Raw genomic sequence first — 16,819 nt, 5'->3', positions numbered from 1 at the left:
ATCAATCAGATGCAAGCTCCTTTCCGGAACTTGTAGGACGATTATACCCCCGGGACGACTGCTTGTCTATCCCTGTTTTAAAAAAAGAAAATCTTTGTGCAAGTCTTACAGGAGACTATAGAATTTAATGCCGTACAGCAGGATAACCCCCGGAATCCCAAGGGTTCCGGATGTCAAAACAGTAACCGGACTGATCCCCACGCACACGGCAATCTCCTGGATAGAAAGAAATTCATTTACAAAGAAAATCATAGCTGTCCCGATCACCATCCGCACAATAAAATTCACTGCGATCCGGATTCCTTTTTCTCCCATTTCCCTTTCCTCCTTCTCTTTCCAATCGGTTCTTCCAAAGAGCGTCTGTCTCTGATTTTATCCTCTGATACATATATATCCCAGTCCCCGCCTTTTTATTCCGCTATCCGCAATCCCCGCTGGCAGACAAAAAGCCGCAGAAGAAACTCTTTGTCTCTTCTGCGGCCAGATGCCGGCATTTACAACTCGATAGTGACTTTCCTGTCTGTACGGTGGTACTGATGATAGTTCACTCCTGCGGCGTCAAACATCCGCATGGACGCCTTCACGGAAGGAGTGTCCTCATACTTGTTGCAGTCATAGATCACTTCTTTGATCCCGCTCTGGATGATGGCCTTCGCGCACTCATTGCAGGGAAAGAGGGACACATACAGCTTTGCCCCTTCCAGACTGCCTCCCCGGTAATTTAAGATGGCATTCAGCTCACTGTGAACCGTATACACATATTTGGTCTCCAGAGGATCTTCCCCTTCTCTGACCCAGGGAAATTCATCGTCGGAACATCCGCTTGGCAGTCCGTTATACCCCATGGACAAAATCTTGTTATCCTGACTTACAATACAACATCCCACCTGGGTATTGGGATCCTTGGAACGGAGTCCCGAAAGGATCGCCACCCCCATAAAATATTCATCCCAGCTGATATAATCTTTTCGCTTTGCTCCCATCTTTCGCCCTCCTATGCTTCTTCTGGTATTCTCACGACCTGATGTCCGGCCGCCTTTAACAGGCGGTTCATCACTGCAGTACCGATCCCTTCCGGGTCAAAGGCCTCGCTGTAGATCGCGTCTACGCCGTCTGCGTCAAACTCCCGTAAGATTCCGTAGAGACTGCCTGCAACCGTACTCTCATCCGCTCTGGTACCGGCCACTTTTACATCCACGTCCGGATAGGAGGCCCGGGTCTCTTCCGTGGCGATGATCCCCACCTTTTTGCCTTCCTGCCGCATCCGGACTGCCTGGCTGCTGATCCATCCGGCCACTTTTTCCGGCGGGCCTTCCACCACCACCAGGCTGGCCTTTGGCGCATAATGCCGGTACTTCATGCCCGGGGCTTTCGGCGCTTCCTTACTGTCTGCATTTCCAAGGGTACTGTCCACCGCAACTTCCCCGATCAGATCCTCCAGCATTTCTCTGGTCACCGCCCCCGGTCTTAAAATCATAGGCGGCGTCACTGTCATATCCAGGATGGTGGATTCCACGCCGATCTCCACCGGCCCCGCATCCAGGATCATCTCGATCCTGCCGCTTAAGTCTTCTGCCACATGCTCCGCTCTGGTAGGGCTTGGCCGCCCGGAAGTATTTGCGCTTGGCGCCGCGATATAGCCTCCTCCTGCATCAATCACCGCGCGGGCCGCCGGATGATCCGGCATCCGCACCGCCACCGTATCAAGCCCCCCTGTGGTTCCGTAGGGCACGATCCCGGCCTTGTCAAATATCATGGTCAGAGGCCCGGGCCAGAAAGCATCTGCCACCTTCCTGGCCTCTTCCGGGATCCCGGTTACGATCCGCTCCAGCGCGTCCATATTCGTAATGTGAATGATCAGAGGATTGTCGGAAGGCCGTCCCTTGGCCGCATAAATTTTTTCTGCCGCCTTTTCATTGAGCGCATCCGCTCCAAGACCGTACACTGTTTCAGTGGGGAAGGCCACCAGTCCCCCGTTTTTTAGGATCTCTCCTGCCTTTTCGATCACCTTCGGATCCGGCCTGTGTGGATCGATGGTTTCGATCCTGGTATGGATTCTTTTTCCCATGTTTCTCACCGCTTTCTTATCCGTTCCATTATACTACACTCTATTTTCCCACACAAGCCAGGATTCCGGCCGCCACCGCCCCGGCGATCTTTTTCTGCCAGTCTTTGTCCGTAAGTCTTTCCAGTTCTTCCGGACAACTTAAAAATCCGCACTCCACAATGAGCGCAGGTGCCTTCGTATTTTTCAAAAGATAATATCCGGAGTCTCCTTTTGATTCCCGCACCCGGATCTGGCCGGGCCCCTTCTCCCGGAATGTGTCCTCCATCTTTTGGGCAAGCGCCCTGCCTTCCCTGGATTCTTCATAATAAAACACCTGAAACCCGGAAACCTGTGGATCCGGATAGCTGTTCTGATGGATGCTGACGGCAAGCGCCGGCTGCTCCTCATTGATCCGCTCCACTCTTGCCTGCAGATCCGCAAGCTTCTGCGAAACACCTTCCTCTGCCTCTTCCCCTGCGAGCGCTTCATCTGCCGTGCGGGTATATACCACCCGGATTCCCTTCTTTTTCAGGATTTTTCCAGTTTCCTTTGCGATCGCCAGATTCAGATCTTTTTCCAGGACTCCCCCTTCTCCTACCTTGCCCGGATCGCGGCCCCCGTGTCCAGCGTCCAGTACTACCGTCTTTTTGGAGGCGCCCTCCTCTTTTTCTTCCGCCCGGACCGCTGCGGATGTTGACAGATTCCGGTCGGACCAGATCTTCTCCGTCACTGCCAGATTGATCCCCAAAAGCGCCGCCAGAAAGAGAAGCGCAGCCGCAAGTTTCCCGATTTTTCTCAAAAAAACACCTCCCCCGGTCCTTCTCTTGATTATATGACCGGGAGAGGCGTCTTATATTTAATTTACATATTTTTGTATCAGTGTCCAGATACCGGGATCTTCCTGTCCCAGCGCCCAGGCCGCCGTACCTGCAAGCTTTTGATCTTTCATAAGCTGAAGCTTTGATTCTATGGACTGTTCGTCCTCCAGCCAGATCTTATAGGTGATCCCATCCGCCTCCCAGGTGGCGTAATTCTGCCCGGCTTCTTCATCCCAGACCGGAGTTACCCCGGCCTGTGCCACCGTATTGGCGGCAGCCGACATTCCCATAGCCTCGCTGGTCACCTTGTTGGGATACTCTGCGGCTTCTGTTCCTGCTTCCTCGGAAATCTCTTCCGCTGTCTTCGGAGTTTCCTGCCAGAGTCTGGTAAAGAAGGGGATGCCGCTGATCACCTTCTCTGCCGGAACTTCCTTCAGCGTTGCCTCAATGCCATCCTTTACGAAAGGATAAGAGGACACCGGCCCCGCCTCATAAGAACCTGCATAATGCTCGTCATAGCCCATGATCACCACATAATCTGCCACGATTCCCTGCTCTTTACGGTCGTACTGTGTGTTGATCGACATCGGCACATAATTGTCCACAGACAGAACCAGTCCGTTCTGCCGGCACCGTACTGATAATTCCCGGATAAACTGGATAAAATGCTCTCCGCATTCGTCTGATATTCGCTCAAAATCGACATTGATGCCGTCAATCCCTACCCGGAGAGCCTCCGAGATCAGCTGATTGATCAGCTTCTGCCGCTTTGATGTGTGACTCAATACCTCAAAAGATTCTTCATAGGAGTCGATTCCTCCGTCAAAATCCCGGATCGCGGCCCACACCTCAATGTTAGCCTGGTGTGCGTAATTCACATAATCGGCAGATGCAATAGACGTAAGATTGGCGTCCACATCCGCCACATGGAACCATGTGGGAGCGATGGTCGTAAGCCCTTTGGTCTGCGCGATCATTTCCAGCACGCCGGAGTTGGCATCGCTGTTGGTCACATTGTGCCATGCCATATTGATCGTGTAATCTTTCGAGATACTGGTATATTCCTGCTCTTCAAAATCTCTGGAAATGACCCTTGTCTCTTCATCTTTCAGAGAGCTGTTCTTTACATAGCCGATAAATCCGTCTTTTGTGCGGACTTTCTTCCAATTGTCCTCCCGCTCAACAACGGTCACCTCATCGCCTTTTTGGATATCTGTCAGGATCGGGCTCTTGACTCCTCCCTGATACCGGACCTGTGTATCACGCCTCACCTTGGCGACTGTAGTCTCTCCCCAGTCGGTAACGATCATCACCCGGCCAGGATCGTCATACACTTCATATTCGATATCGGTATACTGCTGAATAAAATCCAGAGCGATATAGGCGGTACTTCCCTCGGTTCGTAAAATGACATAGTCCTCGCTCTGCCGCTCATTAGAAACAGAATAATCCTTACTGCCCACCTCCACAGAAACAATACTGGTGGGAAGCGTATACAACAGAGTGTTTTCATTGGGATCCCAGTAAAATCTGCTGTTGATATAATCTCTGACGGTCTCGTACTGGATATACGCCTTGCCGTCTGCGATCATTCCTCTGGGTTCTACAACCTCATTGTCAACGGTAATCGCCATCTGTCCTTCCTGCTCTATCCCAAAATAAGCATTCCTGTCATACTTTTCATCAGAAGGACTGTATCTCTTCCACAAAAAGAATCCCGCCACTGCAGCAATCACCAAAATGATCAGAAGCGCGATCTTCAGTCCGAGATTTCTCTTTCTTCTGCGCTTTGACTGACGGTTTCTTACTGGTCGTCTGCCTTCCGACACGCGATTCTCCGTTCTTCTGTTTTCCGATCTCCTGTTTGCCGTCCGTCTTCCTTCCGGCCTTTTATGTTCAACCTCTCTTTTGTCGGATCCTGCTGTCCCTGCCTTTGCGGTTCCCGGTCTTTTCGTACCTGCTGCCCGGCTCTGCGCTCGTTTTCTGGCGGCTTCGCTTCGTTGTTTGATACCCATTTTCTCGGAAGCTTCTGCGCCGGGTCTCTTTGTGCGGCTGTTTTTTTCCTTTTCTTCCATGCTGCACCTCCTGTTCGACCTTATTATAGCAAAAGCTCAGACCCGCGTCATTAATTATTTCGACATTTTCAGACCATCTTCATGATCTTTTGGGGTGCCTGCGGTCTCCTGATCTACAGTTCCACATGATTGAACCAGAGTGCCTTGATATCCCCTTTTTCATTCAGCACATAATCTCTCATATACCCTAAGTCTTCACACATGATATGAGCCTGTACGATCTGCATCGGACTTGCGGGGATCCCGTTGATCCCAAGATCGATCTTCTGCTTTTCGTACTCCTTCAGCTCCCGGAACATTTCCCGGAGCTCTTCTTTTTGAGTCGTCATTTTCTCTTTTATGTTCCTGCAAAATGTGATAACTACGGCCGCAAAAGCATATAGAGATACCAGAAAAAGATACATCTGTGATACATGAATTTCTAAATATTATTTATATGCACGGCTAAAAATATACTAAGAAGACAGCCTTTTGCATAATTCCTTTCTCTAAAAAACTGTGATAATTTGCCGGAAATGGCAGTATTCTGATTGGTTTCTGACTGATTCTGAAATTACATTGAGAAATGAAAATAAGTGATGAAAAATTCTCCCTCCTTTGTTCTAAGAACGTAGCTATCAGGGAAAACTATCTTCTAGTATTGTTAATTATAGCGAAGGATCTTCTCCGGCGCAAGACTAATTTTGATTTTATATATATTTTATTTAACATCTTAGAATCGCTGTGCTATACTAAACTAGAAGGAAGTGATGAATATGAAGATTGAGAAATTAAGCGACAATCAGATCCGCTGCACTCTCACACGCGCAGATTTAGCTGCGCGCCAGCTCAAGCTTAGTGAACTGGCCTATGGAACCGAGAAAGCAAAGTCACTTTTCCGCGATATGATGCAACAGGCAGCCTTTGAATTTGGATTTGAAGCGGATGATATCCCGCTGATGATTGAAGCCATCCCGGCTTCTTCCGACTCCATTGTGCTGATAATTACTAAAGTCGAGGATCCCGAGGAGCTCGACACCCGTTTTTCCAAATTTGCTCCGGCAGCCGCCGCAGAAGGCGATTTCCAGAAAAATCTGCCCAGCAAACTGGAAGGAGCGGATTCTCTTTTGGAGCTGCTTGACAAAGTCAAGGAAAAACTTTCCGCGGCAGAGAATGAAAAAGCCGCAGAAAAAGAAGAACAAGAAGAAAAAACAGCTCCCCGAAGACCGGTCATCCGCCTGTTCTCTTTTGCAACACTGGACAGTGTGCAAAAGGCCGCCGGACTTCTCTCGACCATGTACACCGGTTCCAACACCCTTTATAAGGATGCGGCCGAAAATATCTATATTCTGGCGCTGGCCCAGTCCGGACATTCCGATCAGGAATTTAACCGGATCTGCAACATGCTCTCCGAGTATGGTTCTCCGGAAAAGACCACCGGAGGTGTTCTGGCCTTTCTGGAAGAACACTGCAAAACCATTATTCCCGCAGCTGCAGTCCAGACCCTTGCATCTTTATAATGGAGAGGCCCGTCACAGAAGCGTGACAAAACCCCGGCAGAATTTCTGCCGGGGTTTTTTATTGCAGCAGGCGCCGCCAACATCCGGAACCTGCTTTTCATTTTCATACTGCTCTTTACGCCTCTACGCCATGTGCAGTCAGAGTCGCATTCAGCTTCGCGATCAGAAGATCCGGATCAATGCCGTGTCCCATCGCTCCCTGCTCAATGCTTTCCATCTGGGAATGCGGACAGCCAATGCAACCCATGCCGGCTTCCATCAGGTCGTCTACGATTTGCGGACATTTATCATAATACTTTACAAGCAGTTCGCCGAATGTCATATCTTTTGTTACCTGTGCCATCATGACACCTCCTTTACATTTCAGTGGTTTCATTATAATCCGTTTTCACCATTGTGTAAACATTTTATTCATATAAATCCATTAATTTGATTTCTCAAAAGTCAATATATATTTCATTTTTTTTCGACAAAACTACATTTTTATGATATCTTCACAAAACGTCCGTTCTTTTAATTACCCTCAATAATCCCCCGTTTTTCACCTGTTTTGTGTGGATAATGTGGATAAATTTTTTAAAACATTGATTTTTCCACCTTTTTTCTCTATTTTAGTGTGGATAACTTGGAAAACTCTAATCTTACTATTTTTACAAATATTTACAAATTTGTACATTTTGCACATTTCATTTTTTTACCGTTTTTTTCTCTTGATTTAACAAAATGTTTATTTCCTTTTTCTGTCAGACCAGACGGCGAACTGTCAAAATGTTCGTATAGGTGGCGGGAAGAATCCCGATGCCCCTCTGGCTGTTGATGGCGTTGACAATCTCGCCGTTCCCCATATAGATCCCCACATGACCGTCATACAGGATGATGTCTCCCGGAAGAGCCTGGTCATAGCTGACCGCCGTTCCCACAGACTCCATATCCCAGGTGGTTCTTGGAAGGCTGATCCCGAAGTGAGCAAAGACTGACTGGACAAATCCGGAGCAGTCGGCGCCATTTGTCAGGCTTGTCCCTCCCCACACATAAGGATTTCCAATGAACTGACAGGCATAATCCACGATCGCCTGACCGGTTCCCGCGCTTCTTGCGGCCGCCTCGGCGGCGGCTTCGGCTGCTTTCCTTGCCTCCTCCTGTGCAAGCCTTTCCGCTTCTTCGGCTTCCTTTTGAAGTCTCTGTGCCTCTTCTTCCCTGGATTCAGCGTATACAAAAGCGCTTTCGCCTGCTTCCTGCGCCTTTGCTTCTGCATTCTTTCCTATTATAATATATTCAGAATACACATATCCGGTCACAGATCCGGACTGGACCTTCGTCCACTCTCCCACAGGCCCCAAGATCCTGGCCGCATTGCCGGGGTAAAGCTTCCCCAGCCATTCGCTCTCTGTCGTCGGTTCGCTGCGGATGTACAGAAATGTCTGGACATCCGCAAACGCCATATCAAAATACTCGCCCTTCTCTGTTGGTACTAAATAATCCTCTACCTGGATATCTTTATCTGCCAGATAACAATCGCCAAGCACTTCCTCAATTCCCGCCTGGGGCAGCAGACTGTTTTCATTTTCCGTAATATCTGATGCCTGAACTGTATAAGGAAATGCGGCAACCGCACCTGTTATTGTAACAAGAAACAATCCTTTTTTAAGATCAGAACCCATAAACTCCCTCCTTTATGTTTTCTTATCTTTTGTAAATGTTACAGAATTGTTACATATGTTACGTTATTATTATATCATTGCACATTCATATGTCAACCTGTTTTATCAGTATTCTCTCGTCATATTATTCACATTTCCATGGAATTACATACAATTTGAATCCGATAATTGTTACAAATTGTTATTTCTTGTATCTATTTCAAAGTTATTTTTCAAAATGGTTGACATCTGTCTCTTTCTGTTTTATACTAATTATAGTAATTATTATTGTTATTGAAAGGAGGACAAAGAATGGCATCCTTAAAGTACAGTAAGCAGCGGGAATCCATTCTGAACTACCTGTCCGCCACCCGCTCCCATCCTACTGCCGACATGGTTTACATGCAGGTCAAAGAAGAGTTCCCAAATATCAGCCTGGGCACGGTTTACCGCAACCTGAATCTGTTGGCAGATATCGGCGAGATCATCAAGATCCCCACCCCTGACGGCGGCGACCGGTTTGACGGCCGGACCGACCCGCATTACCATGTGGTCTGCCAGGACTGTGGAAATGTTTTCGACCTGGAAGTGGACGCTTCCTTTGATCAGATGATCGATAAAGCCGCCGGAGAAAAATATGACGGCGTGATCAGCTCCCACAATATCTTATTTTACGGAAAATGCAAAAACTGCTGTAGTAATATGGAAGAAAAAAGTTTAAAATAAAGATTGACAGGAACTGTAAGTTGTGGTAACTTAATATTAGTAATTGTTACTAATATTAAAATAAAGATTCAAATAAAAAAGGAGAGGTAAAAAATGAAAAAATTTGTATGTACTGTATGTGGTTATGTTCACGAAGGAGAGGCTGCACCGGCAGAATGTCCGGTCTGTCATGCACCGGCTGAGAAGTTTAAAGAGCAGACCGGCGAAAGAGAATGGGCTGCAGAGCACGTTGTAGGCGTAGCTCAGGGCGTAAGCGAAGACATCCTTGCAGACCTGAGAGCAAACTTTGAAGGAGAGTGCTCTGAAGTTGGTATGTACCTGGCTATGGCAAGAGTTGCTCACAGAGAAGGATACCCGGAAATCGGCCTGTACTGGGAAAAAGCTGCTTATGAAGAAGCAGAGCACGCTGCAAAATTCGCAGAACTCCTTGGCGAAGTCGTAACCGACAGCACCAAGAAGAACCTGGAGATGCGTGTAGATGCAGAAAACGGCGCAACTGCCGGAAAATTTGACCTTGCAAAACGTGCAAAAGCTGCAAATCTTGACGCGATCCACGACACCGTACACGAAATGGCAAGAGACGAGGCCCGTCACGGAAAAGCATTTGAAGGCCTGTTAAAGAGATACTTTGGCTAAACTATAAGCCATGCATGAAGCTACATAGATGCGACTCTGCAAGCTTGCCTGCAAGGAGGCGCACTCTGTGTAGCTTCGTATTCGGCGACAGCCGACAACGAAGAAGCCTTATGGCTTGAACAAATTTAATCTTTATGGAGGTAATGATATGTCTAAATACGCTGGAACAAAAACGGAACAGAACTTAATGGAAGCATTTGCCGGTGAATCTCAGGCACGCAACAAGTACACTTACTACGCTTCCGCCGCAAAGAAAGCCGGTTATGTACAGATGGCAAATATCTTTGAAGAAACTGCCAATCAGGAAAAAGAGCATGCAAAAATGTGGTTCAAAGAGTTCCATGGCATCGGCGATGTAGCTGCAAATCTGGAAGATGCCGCTGCTGGCGAAAATTTCGAGTGGACAGACATGTATAAACGTATGGCCGAAGAGGCCAGAGAAGAAGGCTTTGAAGAGCTGGCAACTAAATTTGAGGGCGTTGCACAGGTTGAGGCTGCTCACGAAAGACGCTACCGCAAACTGCTGGAAAGCTTCAATGCCGGCAAAACCTTCAAAGATGATGCTCCTCTTGGATGGAAATGCAACAACTGCGGCTTCATTTATATGGGCGAGGAAGCTCCGGAAGTCTGCCCGGTATGTGCTCACCCAAGAGCATATTTTGAAAGAAAAGTGGAAAATTACTAAAGGAAAAAAGCTGTGGAAAAGTTTCCACAGCTTTTTTATGTCAAAAACAGGGCGGGGCTTTCAGGATCCCCGCCCTTTATGCAACTTCCGGGGGAGGGGCAGTTCCCCCGGATCTGCTGCTCCATTTTTCAGGCCGCTTTTTTGCGTCCTGCTTTCGTGATCAGTCCGGCACGCAGAAGCACCGGCCGCAGCGCAGTATACATAGCCGTAACCAACACCGTAGAGAGCACCGCGTTGACAAAAGTGGCGCCGGCGCTCCACTTTGCCAGCACCTCGGCCATCTGCTGGGGCTGGCCCAGAATATACATTTTGTAGAAATAACCCACCAGCGGATCCGCGATCACATTGAATCCAAGACCTGCCACAGACGCGATCAGACTCCATTTAAACACATATTTTTTGTCGCTGCTTTCATTGATCTTTCCAATCCTGTGCGCTACCAGCCCAACGATCAGTCCGATACATAATTTCAGAAGAAATGTCTTGGGCGCTCCGGTAATGTAGATCGGATCCATCACATCCGCAATCCCCATACCGATCGCTCCGGCCAGTCCCCCATAAAATCCTCCGAGAAGAAGCGCCGCAAGCACACAGAATGCGTTCCCGATATGAATCGATGTTGCATCGCCTCCTGGCATGGGAATTTTTATCTGAAGATAGGTAAATGAAACATAACAAAGCGCTGCAAGAAGCGCAGTCTGTGCCAGCTTGATTACCGTCTCATTTCTTTTTTCCATACAATTCCACTCCCTTCTTAAGTCACAATTATTGTATCACCCAACTGTCCTTTTACAAACAACCAGTTGTGCTATTTTTAACCATGCCAGTTTATTTCCAAACTTCTATTTTTCCATCTACCATTTCTCACTTTTCCTTCTTCCGTCTGCCATTTCTCACTCTTCTTCACTTTTTATTCTTTGCTTTATCAGCAAAACAGGATGTAAATTTTTTTATAATAATGCTTGATTTTTTTGAATATCGGATATAATATACTCATATACATATAATGTAGTTTCGAAAACTACATATCGGCATTTGCCAAATGATCCGTTTGCGGACTTGCCGGCATTCTCTGACATAATAAAATAATCAGATCATCACCAGATGACATCCGAATACATCTGTTAAGGAGGAATATCTTATGGCAAAAACAATTCAGGAACATATCAAAGATCCCGGCAGCGCGATCACGCATTTCATCGGAATGCTGATGGCAATCTTCGCGGCTGTCCCGCTACTGATCAAAGCGGCGCATGAGCCCAGCAGGATTTACATCATATCCATCGCTATCTACGCAGCCAGCCTGATCCTTCTGTATGCCGCCAGCACGACTTACCACACCTTTGACCGCTCCAAAAGGGTCAATACCATTTTGAAAAAAATAGACCATATGATGATCAGTGTTCTGATCGCCGGAAGTTATACGCCCATCTGCCTTCTTGTGCTTCCAAGGCCCATCGGCATCATTCTTCTTGCCATCGTGTGGACCATTGCCCTGGCCGGCATCCTGCTGAAGGCACTCTGGATCAACTGTCCCAAATGGGTTTCTTCCGTACTTTACATCGGCATGGGCTGGACCTGCGTCCTGGCCTTTACGCAGCTTTTAAACACTCTGTCTCCGGCAGCTTTTGGATGGCTCCTGGCCGGCGGCATAATTTACACCATCGGCGGTGTGATCTACGCTTTGAAACTGCCGCTGTTCAACACCCGGCACAAAAATTTTGGCTCCCATGAGATCTTTCATCTCTTTGTTATGGGCGGTAGCGCCTGCCACTTTATCGTCATGTACGCATTCGTATTGTAAAATGGGGAAAACTTTGTGAATAACCGATTTGGGGACGGGGGATTTTCAGAAATCCCCCGTCCCCAAATCGGTTATTTATTCATAAGCGCTTCTTTTTCTTTTCTTGTCATTTGTTTAATCTGGAACTCCCGGCTCATCGCCTCTTCTTTTGTCCGATAAGTCTCAAAATACGCCAATTTCACCGGCCTTCGACCTTTCGTATACTTTGCTCCACGTCCTTCATTATGAGCCTTCATACGACGTTCCAGATCATTGGTCCATCCAGTATAAAAACTTCCATCACTGCACTCAACAATATATGTATAATTCATTTCCACGTTATCCACCATATTTTTAAGTTATCAACACCCATTATAGAAAATTTTCCACACTTGTCAATAATGGGGACGGGGGATTTCTGGAAATCCCCCGTCCCCATTACATATAGTCGACCGGATTGATCGGCTGGCCGTCTTTTCGCATCTCGAAATATACGTTTGGTCCTTCTGTGCTGTAGTATTTTGTGGGAGCGCTGACATATCCGATGACTGAATTTGCTTCCACATAATCTCCGGTCTTCAGCTGCACATCTTTTAGCTGTCCATAAAACAGTTCATATCCATTTCCTATATCGATATTGACGGTTGTCCCGGTCTCTGCAATATTATCGATAGATTTTACGATGCCGGTTGTTCCAGCGATCACCTGGTCATTTTCTGCTGCTGATATGATTACGGCAGGATTATATTTATACTGGTCCAGTGTGGAAAAATATGTGGTCTTGTCCATACTGAAGCTCATGAGAACTGTGCCGTTGACAGGCCACAAAAGTTTGCTGTCTTCACCAAAACTGACGTTGACGCCCTGTCCGGCCGTCTGCTGCGCGCCGGCAGTCGTGTCCGCAGAGGAAATGTCGCTGTTGCTTTCTGTGCTTCTCTCGCCAGGATTGGTCTGATCCGTATTTTCCACATTTTCTCCGGAAATCCCTGTATCATCTTCATTCGTGATCACCAGGCTTCCGGCCTCTTCTGCTCCCGCAAGTTCTCCGGTGTTTCCTCCGGTACCATCTCCGGCGTCACCATCTCCGACGCCTCTGCTTTTGGTTGTCTCTTCTTTGGATTGTGTTTCTTCCGTCTTTGCAAGTTTTTCATTCTGCCGGGCTTCTCTACTATTTCCCAGTGTATATGTTCCTACAATAGCAATGGCTGCCACAAAACATAATACTGCCGCGACGGTAGCTCCCCTCTTTTTTGGCGGAGGGCTTTGCTTTTTATTCATCTTATCACCACCTCTGACTATAGCTTTGCCAGAAGTTTCGGCAGTTATTCCGGATTCTTTCATCCTTCTGTTTTTTGTAAGATTTCCGCCACTTCTTTTAGCTCACAGCCTTCAAAAAAATAGGATAAAATTTCTTCAAAAGTCTGGCCCTCCTTTGCCATGTGATCGGCGCTGTACTGGCTCATACCAAGGCCGTGTCCCGCACCACTGGTCACAATCCTCATTTTTCCGTTATAGCGCTGCAATGTAAAACAGGCCGAGGGGAGGTCATAAACTCTGCGAAATTCTTCGCCGCTCATCGTTTCCTGGCCCACCCTTACCTGCAGAACATAGCCCGCTTTGTCCGTACTGGTCACTTCCGCATCCATATCTTCTGTCACGCTGGTCTGCAATTGTTCTTCCGACTTCAGATCCGCAGGACAGTCTACTATCTTAAGATACGGATAGTTCTCATTTCCAAACACCTCTTTTCCATCCCTGGTACAGCCGCAACTAAGGCGAAAAAAAGGCGCATAAGCCGGCTCTCCGTTATAAGTCAGGATTATCCCTTGCGTCTCCTCCCAGGCTTTCTCTAATTTTTCTCTGTATGTTCGCGCCTTCCCTTCCCAGACTTTTTCCATATCTTCCCTGTCCCAGAACGCCCCCTGAACCGGCTCGCTACCTTTTCCTTCCTGAATCTGCCGGTAAATATCCGTCCGGACCAGCACTGCCTGTGCCTTCAGAGCCTCTTTCGCATATTCAGCCGGAATTTCCCGGGCCATTACGCCAACTCCATACTCCTTTAGCGGAATTTCAATAATCTGCCGGTCCTTCTCCTCTTCTTCACCGGTTTTCTCCCCGGTGTCGCCGGAAACCTCTGCCTGTATATAAATCTGGTCCACGCGGGAACTCGTCTCTGTCCCGGGCCCACTAATAAATACCGTCACCACATAAGGAAGCAATACAAGGATGAGCAGACAACTTCCCCACTTTTTTAACTTTATCCACATAAAAGAACCTCCCATACACTGTATGAGAGGTCGGATCCATTTATACCAGCAGATACCGGAATGCTTATGGAAGAGATTTCCACATATTATCCCCCGGATTTGTCAACATGTGGGGGATAAATAAAATTGGGGACGGGGGATTTTTAAAAATCCCCCGTCCCCAATTTTACCAATTTTTATTTTACTTCAATATGATCCAGATGCCAGATTTCATCCACATATTCCCGGATGGTCCGGTCGGATGAGAATTTGCCGCAGCATGCGGTATTCAGAAGCGCCATTTTTGCCCAGCGATCGCGGTCGCGGTACGCGGCCTCGACTTTTTCCTGTGCCTGTGCATACGCGCGAAAGTCTTTCAGGATGAAGTACATGTCTGCGCGGTTGCCGTCTGTTGGCTTGAGAAGCGAGTTGTACAGGTCGCGGTACATCTCGTGGTCGCCGTGGGAATAGGTACCGTCTACCAGCTGTTCTACCACCCGGCGCACGTCCGGATCGCCATTGTAGATCTCATACGGATCGTAGCCGCCGTTATTCTCGAAGTTGATGACTTCATCGGAGCTTAATCCGAAGATAAATGCGTTCTCCATGCCGACTTCTTCTACGATCTCTACGTTAGCTCCGTCCATGGTTCCAAGGGTGGGGGCTCCGTTGAGCATGAACTTCATGTTTCCGGTTCCGGACGCTTCCTTGGAAGCTGTGGAGATCTGCTCGCTGACGTCTGCTGCCGCGAAGATGATCTCCGCGTTGGATACCTTGTAATCCTCGATGAATACCACCTTCAGCTTGCCATTGATGCTGCGGTCGTTATTGACCACCTCTGCCACGGAGTTGATCAGCTTGATGATCTGTTTTGCCCGGATATATCCTGCGGACGCCTTCGCGCCGAAGATAAATGTCCTGGGGTAGAAGCTCTTCTCCGGATGTTCTTTGATCTGATTGTACAGATACATAACATGGAGAATGTTGAGCAGCTGTCTCTTATACTCGTGGAGACGTTTTACCTGCACGTCGAAAATGGATCTGGGATCTACTTCTACGCCGTTGTGCTCCAGGATATATTTTGCCAGACGCTCTTTATTTCTGTATTTGATATCCATAAATTCCTTGAGCGCCTCTTTGTCATCGGCCCATTTTTTCAGTCCGGACATCAGAGACAGGTCGGTCGCCCAGTCTTTGGTTCCGATCTTTTCGGTTACCCAGTCGGCCAGCAGCGGATTGCCGTGCATCAGGAACCGTCTCTGGGTGATTCCGTTGGTCTTGTTGTTAAATTTCTGCGGCATCATTTCGTAGAAATCACGAAGCTCCTGATGCTTCAGGATCTCGGTGTGAAGTCTTGCCACGCCGTTGACGGAGAAGCCTGCCACGATCGCCATATTGGCCATACGCACCTGTCCGTCCCGTAAAATGGCCATCTTGCGGACTTTGTTCTCATCGCCCGGATACTGCTCTCTTACCTGGATCAGGAACCGGCGGTCGATCTCCTGGATGATCTGATATACACGGGGAAGCAGGCGGGAAAACAGGTCGATGGGCCATTTCTCCAGAGCCTCTGCCATAATGGTGTGGTTGGTGTAAGCGCAGACCTTTGTGGTGATCTCCCAGGCTTCGTTCCAGCCCAGATCTTCCTCATCCAGAAGGATACGCATCAGCTCTGCCACTGCTACGGTGGGATGGGTATCGTTCATCTGGATCACCATCTTTTCCGGCAGCTTCATCAGATCGTCGTGTTTTCTCTTATACTTTGCGACTGCAGCCTGAAGGCTGGCAGACACGAAGAAATACTGCTGTTTCAGGCGCAGCTCTTTTCCTGCGTAATGATTGTCGTTGGGGTAAAGCACCTCTACGATATTTTTGGCCAGGTTCTGCTGCTCCACAGCTTTGTGGTAATCGCCCCGGTCAAAGGATTCCAGCTGAAAATCCACGATGGGTTCTGCATCCCAGATTCTCAAGGTGTTGACCACATGGTTGTTGTAGCCAACGATGGGATAATCATAGGGAACTGCCAGAACGGACTCATAGTTCTCCTGTACAAAATGTGTCTTACCGGTCTTATCATCATATTCTACCCGGATATTTCCGCCGAAACGTACCTCTTTTGCGTACTCCGGACGGCGAAGCTCGAAGGGGTTGCCATTCTTCAGCCAGTTGTCCGGCTTCTCCACCTGGTAGCCGTTCTCAATTTTCTGCTTGAACATTCCATAGCGGTAGCGGATGCCGCAGCCGTAAGCTGCGTACCCCAGCGTTGCCAGGGAATCCAGGAAGCAGGCTGCCAGACGTCCCAGGCCGCCGTTTCCAAGAGCCGGATCCGGCTCCTGGTCTTCCAGAAGATTTAAATCAATGCCCAGCTCATCCAGAGCTTCTTTCACTTCCTGATAAGCCGTCATATTAATCAGATTGTTGCCAAGAGCTCTTCCCAGCAGAAATTCCATGGACATGTAGTAGACCATCTTCGGATCTTCCCTGTCATAGGTCTTCTGTGTGGCTATCCAGTCGTCAATGATCGCCTCTTTTACGGCATAGGACACCGCCTGATACAGCTGCTGCGGGGTTGCTTCTTCAATGGTCTTACGAAACAGAGTTTTTACGTTTTCCGTTACTTCACGCTTAAACGCGCGTTTGTCAAATCTCGGACTATACATGTTC

18 protein-coding genes are annotated in these 16,819 nt (G+C 48.1%); 5 read left to right on the top strand and 13 right to left on the bottom strand.

Annotated features, from left to right (window positions below; genetic code table 11):
• Positions 1–105: 105 nt before the first annotated feature.
• From ABGT54_RS11135 to ABGT54_RS11110, 6 genes are all read right to left on the bottom strand, one after another.
• Entirely contained in the window at positions 106–315 is a 210-nt protein-coding gene (locus ABGT54_RS11135) for a pro-sigmaK processing inhibitor BofA family protein (protein ID WP_346664150.1), read from the bottom strand.
• A gap of 179 nt (positions 316–494) precedes the next feature.
• On the bottom strand, positions 495–983 hold the full coding sequence (locus tag ABGT54_RS11130; protein WP_346664149.1) for a dCMP deaminase family protein: 489 nt from the start codon (positions 981–983) through the stop codon (positions 495–497).
• Positions 984–994: 11 nt separating this feature from the next.
• Positions 995–2,068, bottom strand: a complete 1,074-nt coding sequence (locus ABGT54_RS11125) for an L-threonylcarbamoyladenylate synthase (RefSeq protein ID WP_346664148.1) — start codon at positions 2,066–2,068, stop codon at positions 995–997.
• Between the two features lie 40 nt (positions 2,069–2,108).
• Positions 2,109–2,846, bottom strand: coding sequence for an N-acetylmuramoyl-L-alanine amidase (locus ABGT54_RS11120; protein WP_346664147.1), 738 nt, complete (start codon positions 2,844–2,846; stop codon positions 2,109–2,111).
• Between the two features lie 57 nt (positions 2,847–2,903).
• On the bottom strand, positions 2,904–4,940 hold the full coding sequence (locus ABGT54_RS11115) for a glycosyl hydrolase family 18 protein (protein WP_346664146.1): 2,037 nt from the start codon (positions 4,938–4,940) through the stop codon (positions 2,904–2,906).
• Positions 4,941–5,053: 113 nt separating this feature from the next.
• Positions 5,054–5,269 (bottom strand): hypothetical protein, encoded by a 216-nt coding sequence (locus tag ABGT54_RS11110; protein ID WP_346664145.1) that lies wholly within the window; start codon positions 5,267–5,269, stop codon positions 5,054–5,056.
• Between the two features lie 426 nt (positions 5,270–5,695).
• On the opposite strand from ABGT54_RS11110, the gene ABGT54_RS11105 reads away from it, so the two are divergent.
• Complete coding sequence (locus tag ABGT54_RS11105; protein WP_346664144.1) at positions 5,696–6,439, top strand: adaptor protein MecA; 744 nt, start codon at positions 5,696–5,698, stop codon at positions 6,437–6,439.
• A 115-nt stretch (positions 6,440–6,554) separates the two neighbouring features.
• Here the strand turns inward: ABGT54_RS11105 and ABGT54_RS11100 are convergent, their stop codons facing one another.
• Both ABGT54_RS11100 and ABGT54_RS11095 read right to left on the bottom strand, forming a co-directional pair.
• Complete coding sequence (locus tag ABGT54_RS11100) at positions 6,555–6,782, bottom strand: DUF1858 domain-containing protein (RefSeq protein ID WP_346664143.1); 228 nt, start codon at positions 6,780–6,782, stop codon at positions 6,555–6,557.
• A gap of 400 nt (positions 6,783–7,182) precedes the next feature.
• The gene (locus ABGT54_RS11095; protein WP_346664142.1) at positions 7,183–8,100 is read right to left on the bottom strand and encodes an NlpC/P60 family protein; all 918 of its coding nucleotides are present in this window, start codon (positions 8,098–8,100) and stop codon (positions 7,183–7,185) included.
• A 291-nt stretch (positions 8,101–8,391) separates the two neighbouring features.
• On the opposite strand from ABGT54_RS11095, the gene ABGT54_RS11090 reads away from it, so the two are divergent.
• The 3 genes from ABGT54_RS11090 (at position 8,392) to rbr (ending at position 10,126) form a co-directional block, all read left to right on the top strand.
• Positions 8,392–8,805, top strand: a complete 414-nt coding sequence (locus ABGT54_RS11090) for a transcriptional repressor (protein WP_346664141.1) — start codon at positions 8,392–8,394, stop codon at positions 8,803–8,805.
• A 93-nt stretch (positions 8,806–8,898) separates the two neighbouring features.
• Positions 8,899–9,441: an NADH peroxidase gene (locus ABGT54_RS11085; protein ID WP_204907852.1), complete on the top strand. Its 543-nt coding sequence runs from the start codon at positions 8,899–8,901 to the stop codon at positions 9,439–9,441.
• A 148-nt stretch (positions 9,442–9,589) separates the two neighbouring features.
• Positions 9,590–10,126, top strand: a complete 537-nt coding sequence (gene rbr / locus ABGT54_RS11080) for a rubrerythrin (protein ID WP_346664140.1) — start codon at positions 9,590–9,592, stop codon at positions 10,124–10,126.
• A gap of 128 nt (positions 10,127–10,254) precedes the next feature.
• On the opposite strand, the gene ABGT54_RS11075 is transcribed toward rbr, so the two are convergent.
• Positions 10,255–10,863: an ECF transporter S component gene (locus ABGT54_RS11075; protein WP_346664139.1), complete on the bottom strand. Its 609-nt coding sequence runs from the start codon at positions 10,861–10,863 to the stop codon at positions 10,255–10,257.
• A gap of 404 nt (positions 10,864–11,267) precedes the next feature.
• On the opposite strand from ABGT54_RS11075, the gene ABGT54_RS11070 reads away from it, so the two are divergent.
• Positions 11,268–11,930: a hemolysin III family protein gene (locus tag ABGT54_RS11070; RefSeq protein ID WP_346664138.1), complete on the top strand. Its 663-nt coding sequence runs from the start codon at positions 11,268–11,270 to the stop codon at positions 11,928–11,930.
• A gap of 71 nt (positions 11,931–12,001) precedes the next feature.
• Here ABGT54_RS11070 and ABGT54_RS11065 read toward each other — a convergent pair whose 3' ends face one another.
• From ABGT54_RS11065 to ABGT54_RS11050, 4 genes are all read right to left on the bottom strand, one after another.
• Positions 12,002–12,241 carry a GIY-YIG nuclease family protein gene (locus ABGT54_RS11065; RefSeq protein WP_346664137.1) on the bottom strand — a complete coding sequence of 80 codons (240 nt, stop codon included), beginning with the start codon at positions 12,239–12,241 and terminating at the stop codon, positions 12,002–12,004.
• Between the two features lie 106 nt (positions 12,242–12,347).
• Entirely contained in the window at positions 12,348–13,187 is an 840-nt protein-coding gene (locus ABGT54_RS11060; RefSeq protein WP_346664136.1) for a M23 family metallopeptidase, read from the bottom strand.
• A 59-nt stretch (positions 13,188–13,246) separates the two neighbouring features.
• Complete coding sequence (locus tag ABGT54_RS11055) at positions 13,247–14,176, bottom strand: SpoIID/LytB domain-containing protein (protein WP_346664135.1); 930 nt, start codon at positions 14,174–14,176, stop codon at positions 13,247–13,249.
• Between the two features lie 176 nt (positions 14,177–14,352).
• Complete coding sequence (locus tag ABGT54_RS11050; RefSeq protein ID WP_346664134.1) at positions 14,353–16,815, bottom strand: glycogen/starch/alpha-glucan phosphorylase; 2,463 nt, start codon at positions 16,813–16,815, stop codon at positions 14,353–14,355.
• Positions 16,816–16,819 lie beyond the last annotated feature (4 nt).

Source organism: uncultured Merdimonas sp. (assembly GCF_963929015.1).
Classification (GTDB): Bacteria; Bacillota; Clostridia; order Lachnospirales; family Lachnospiraceae; genus Merdimonas.
This window is presented reverse-complemented; position numbering and strand designations above follow the sequence as displayed.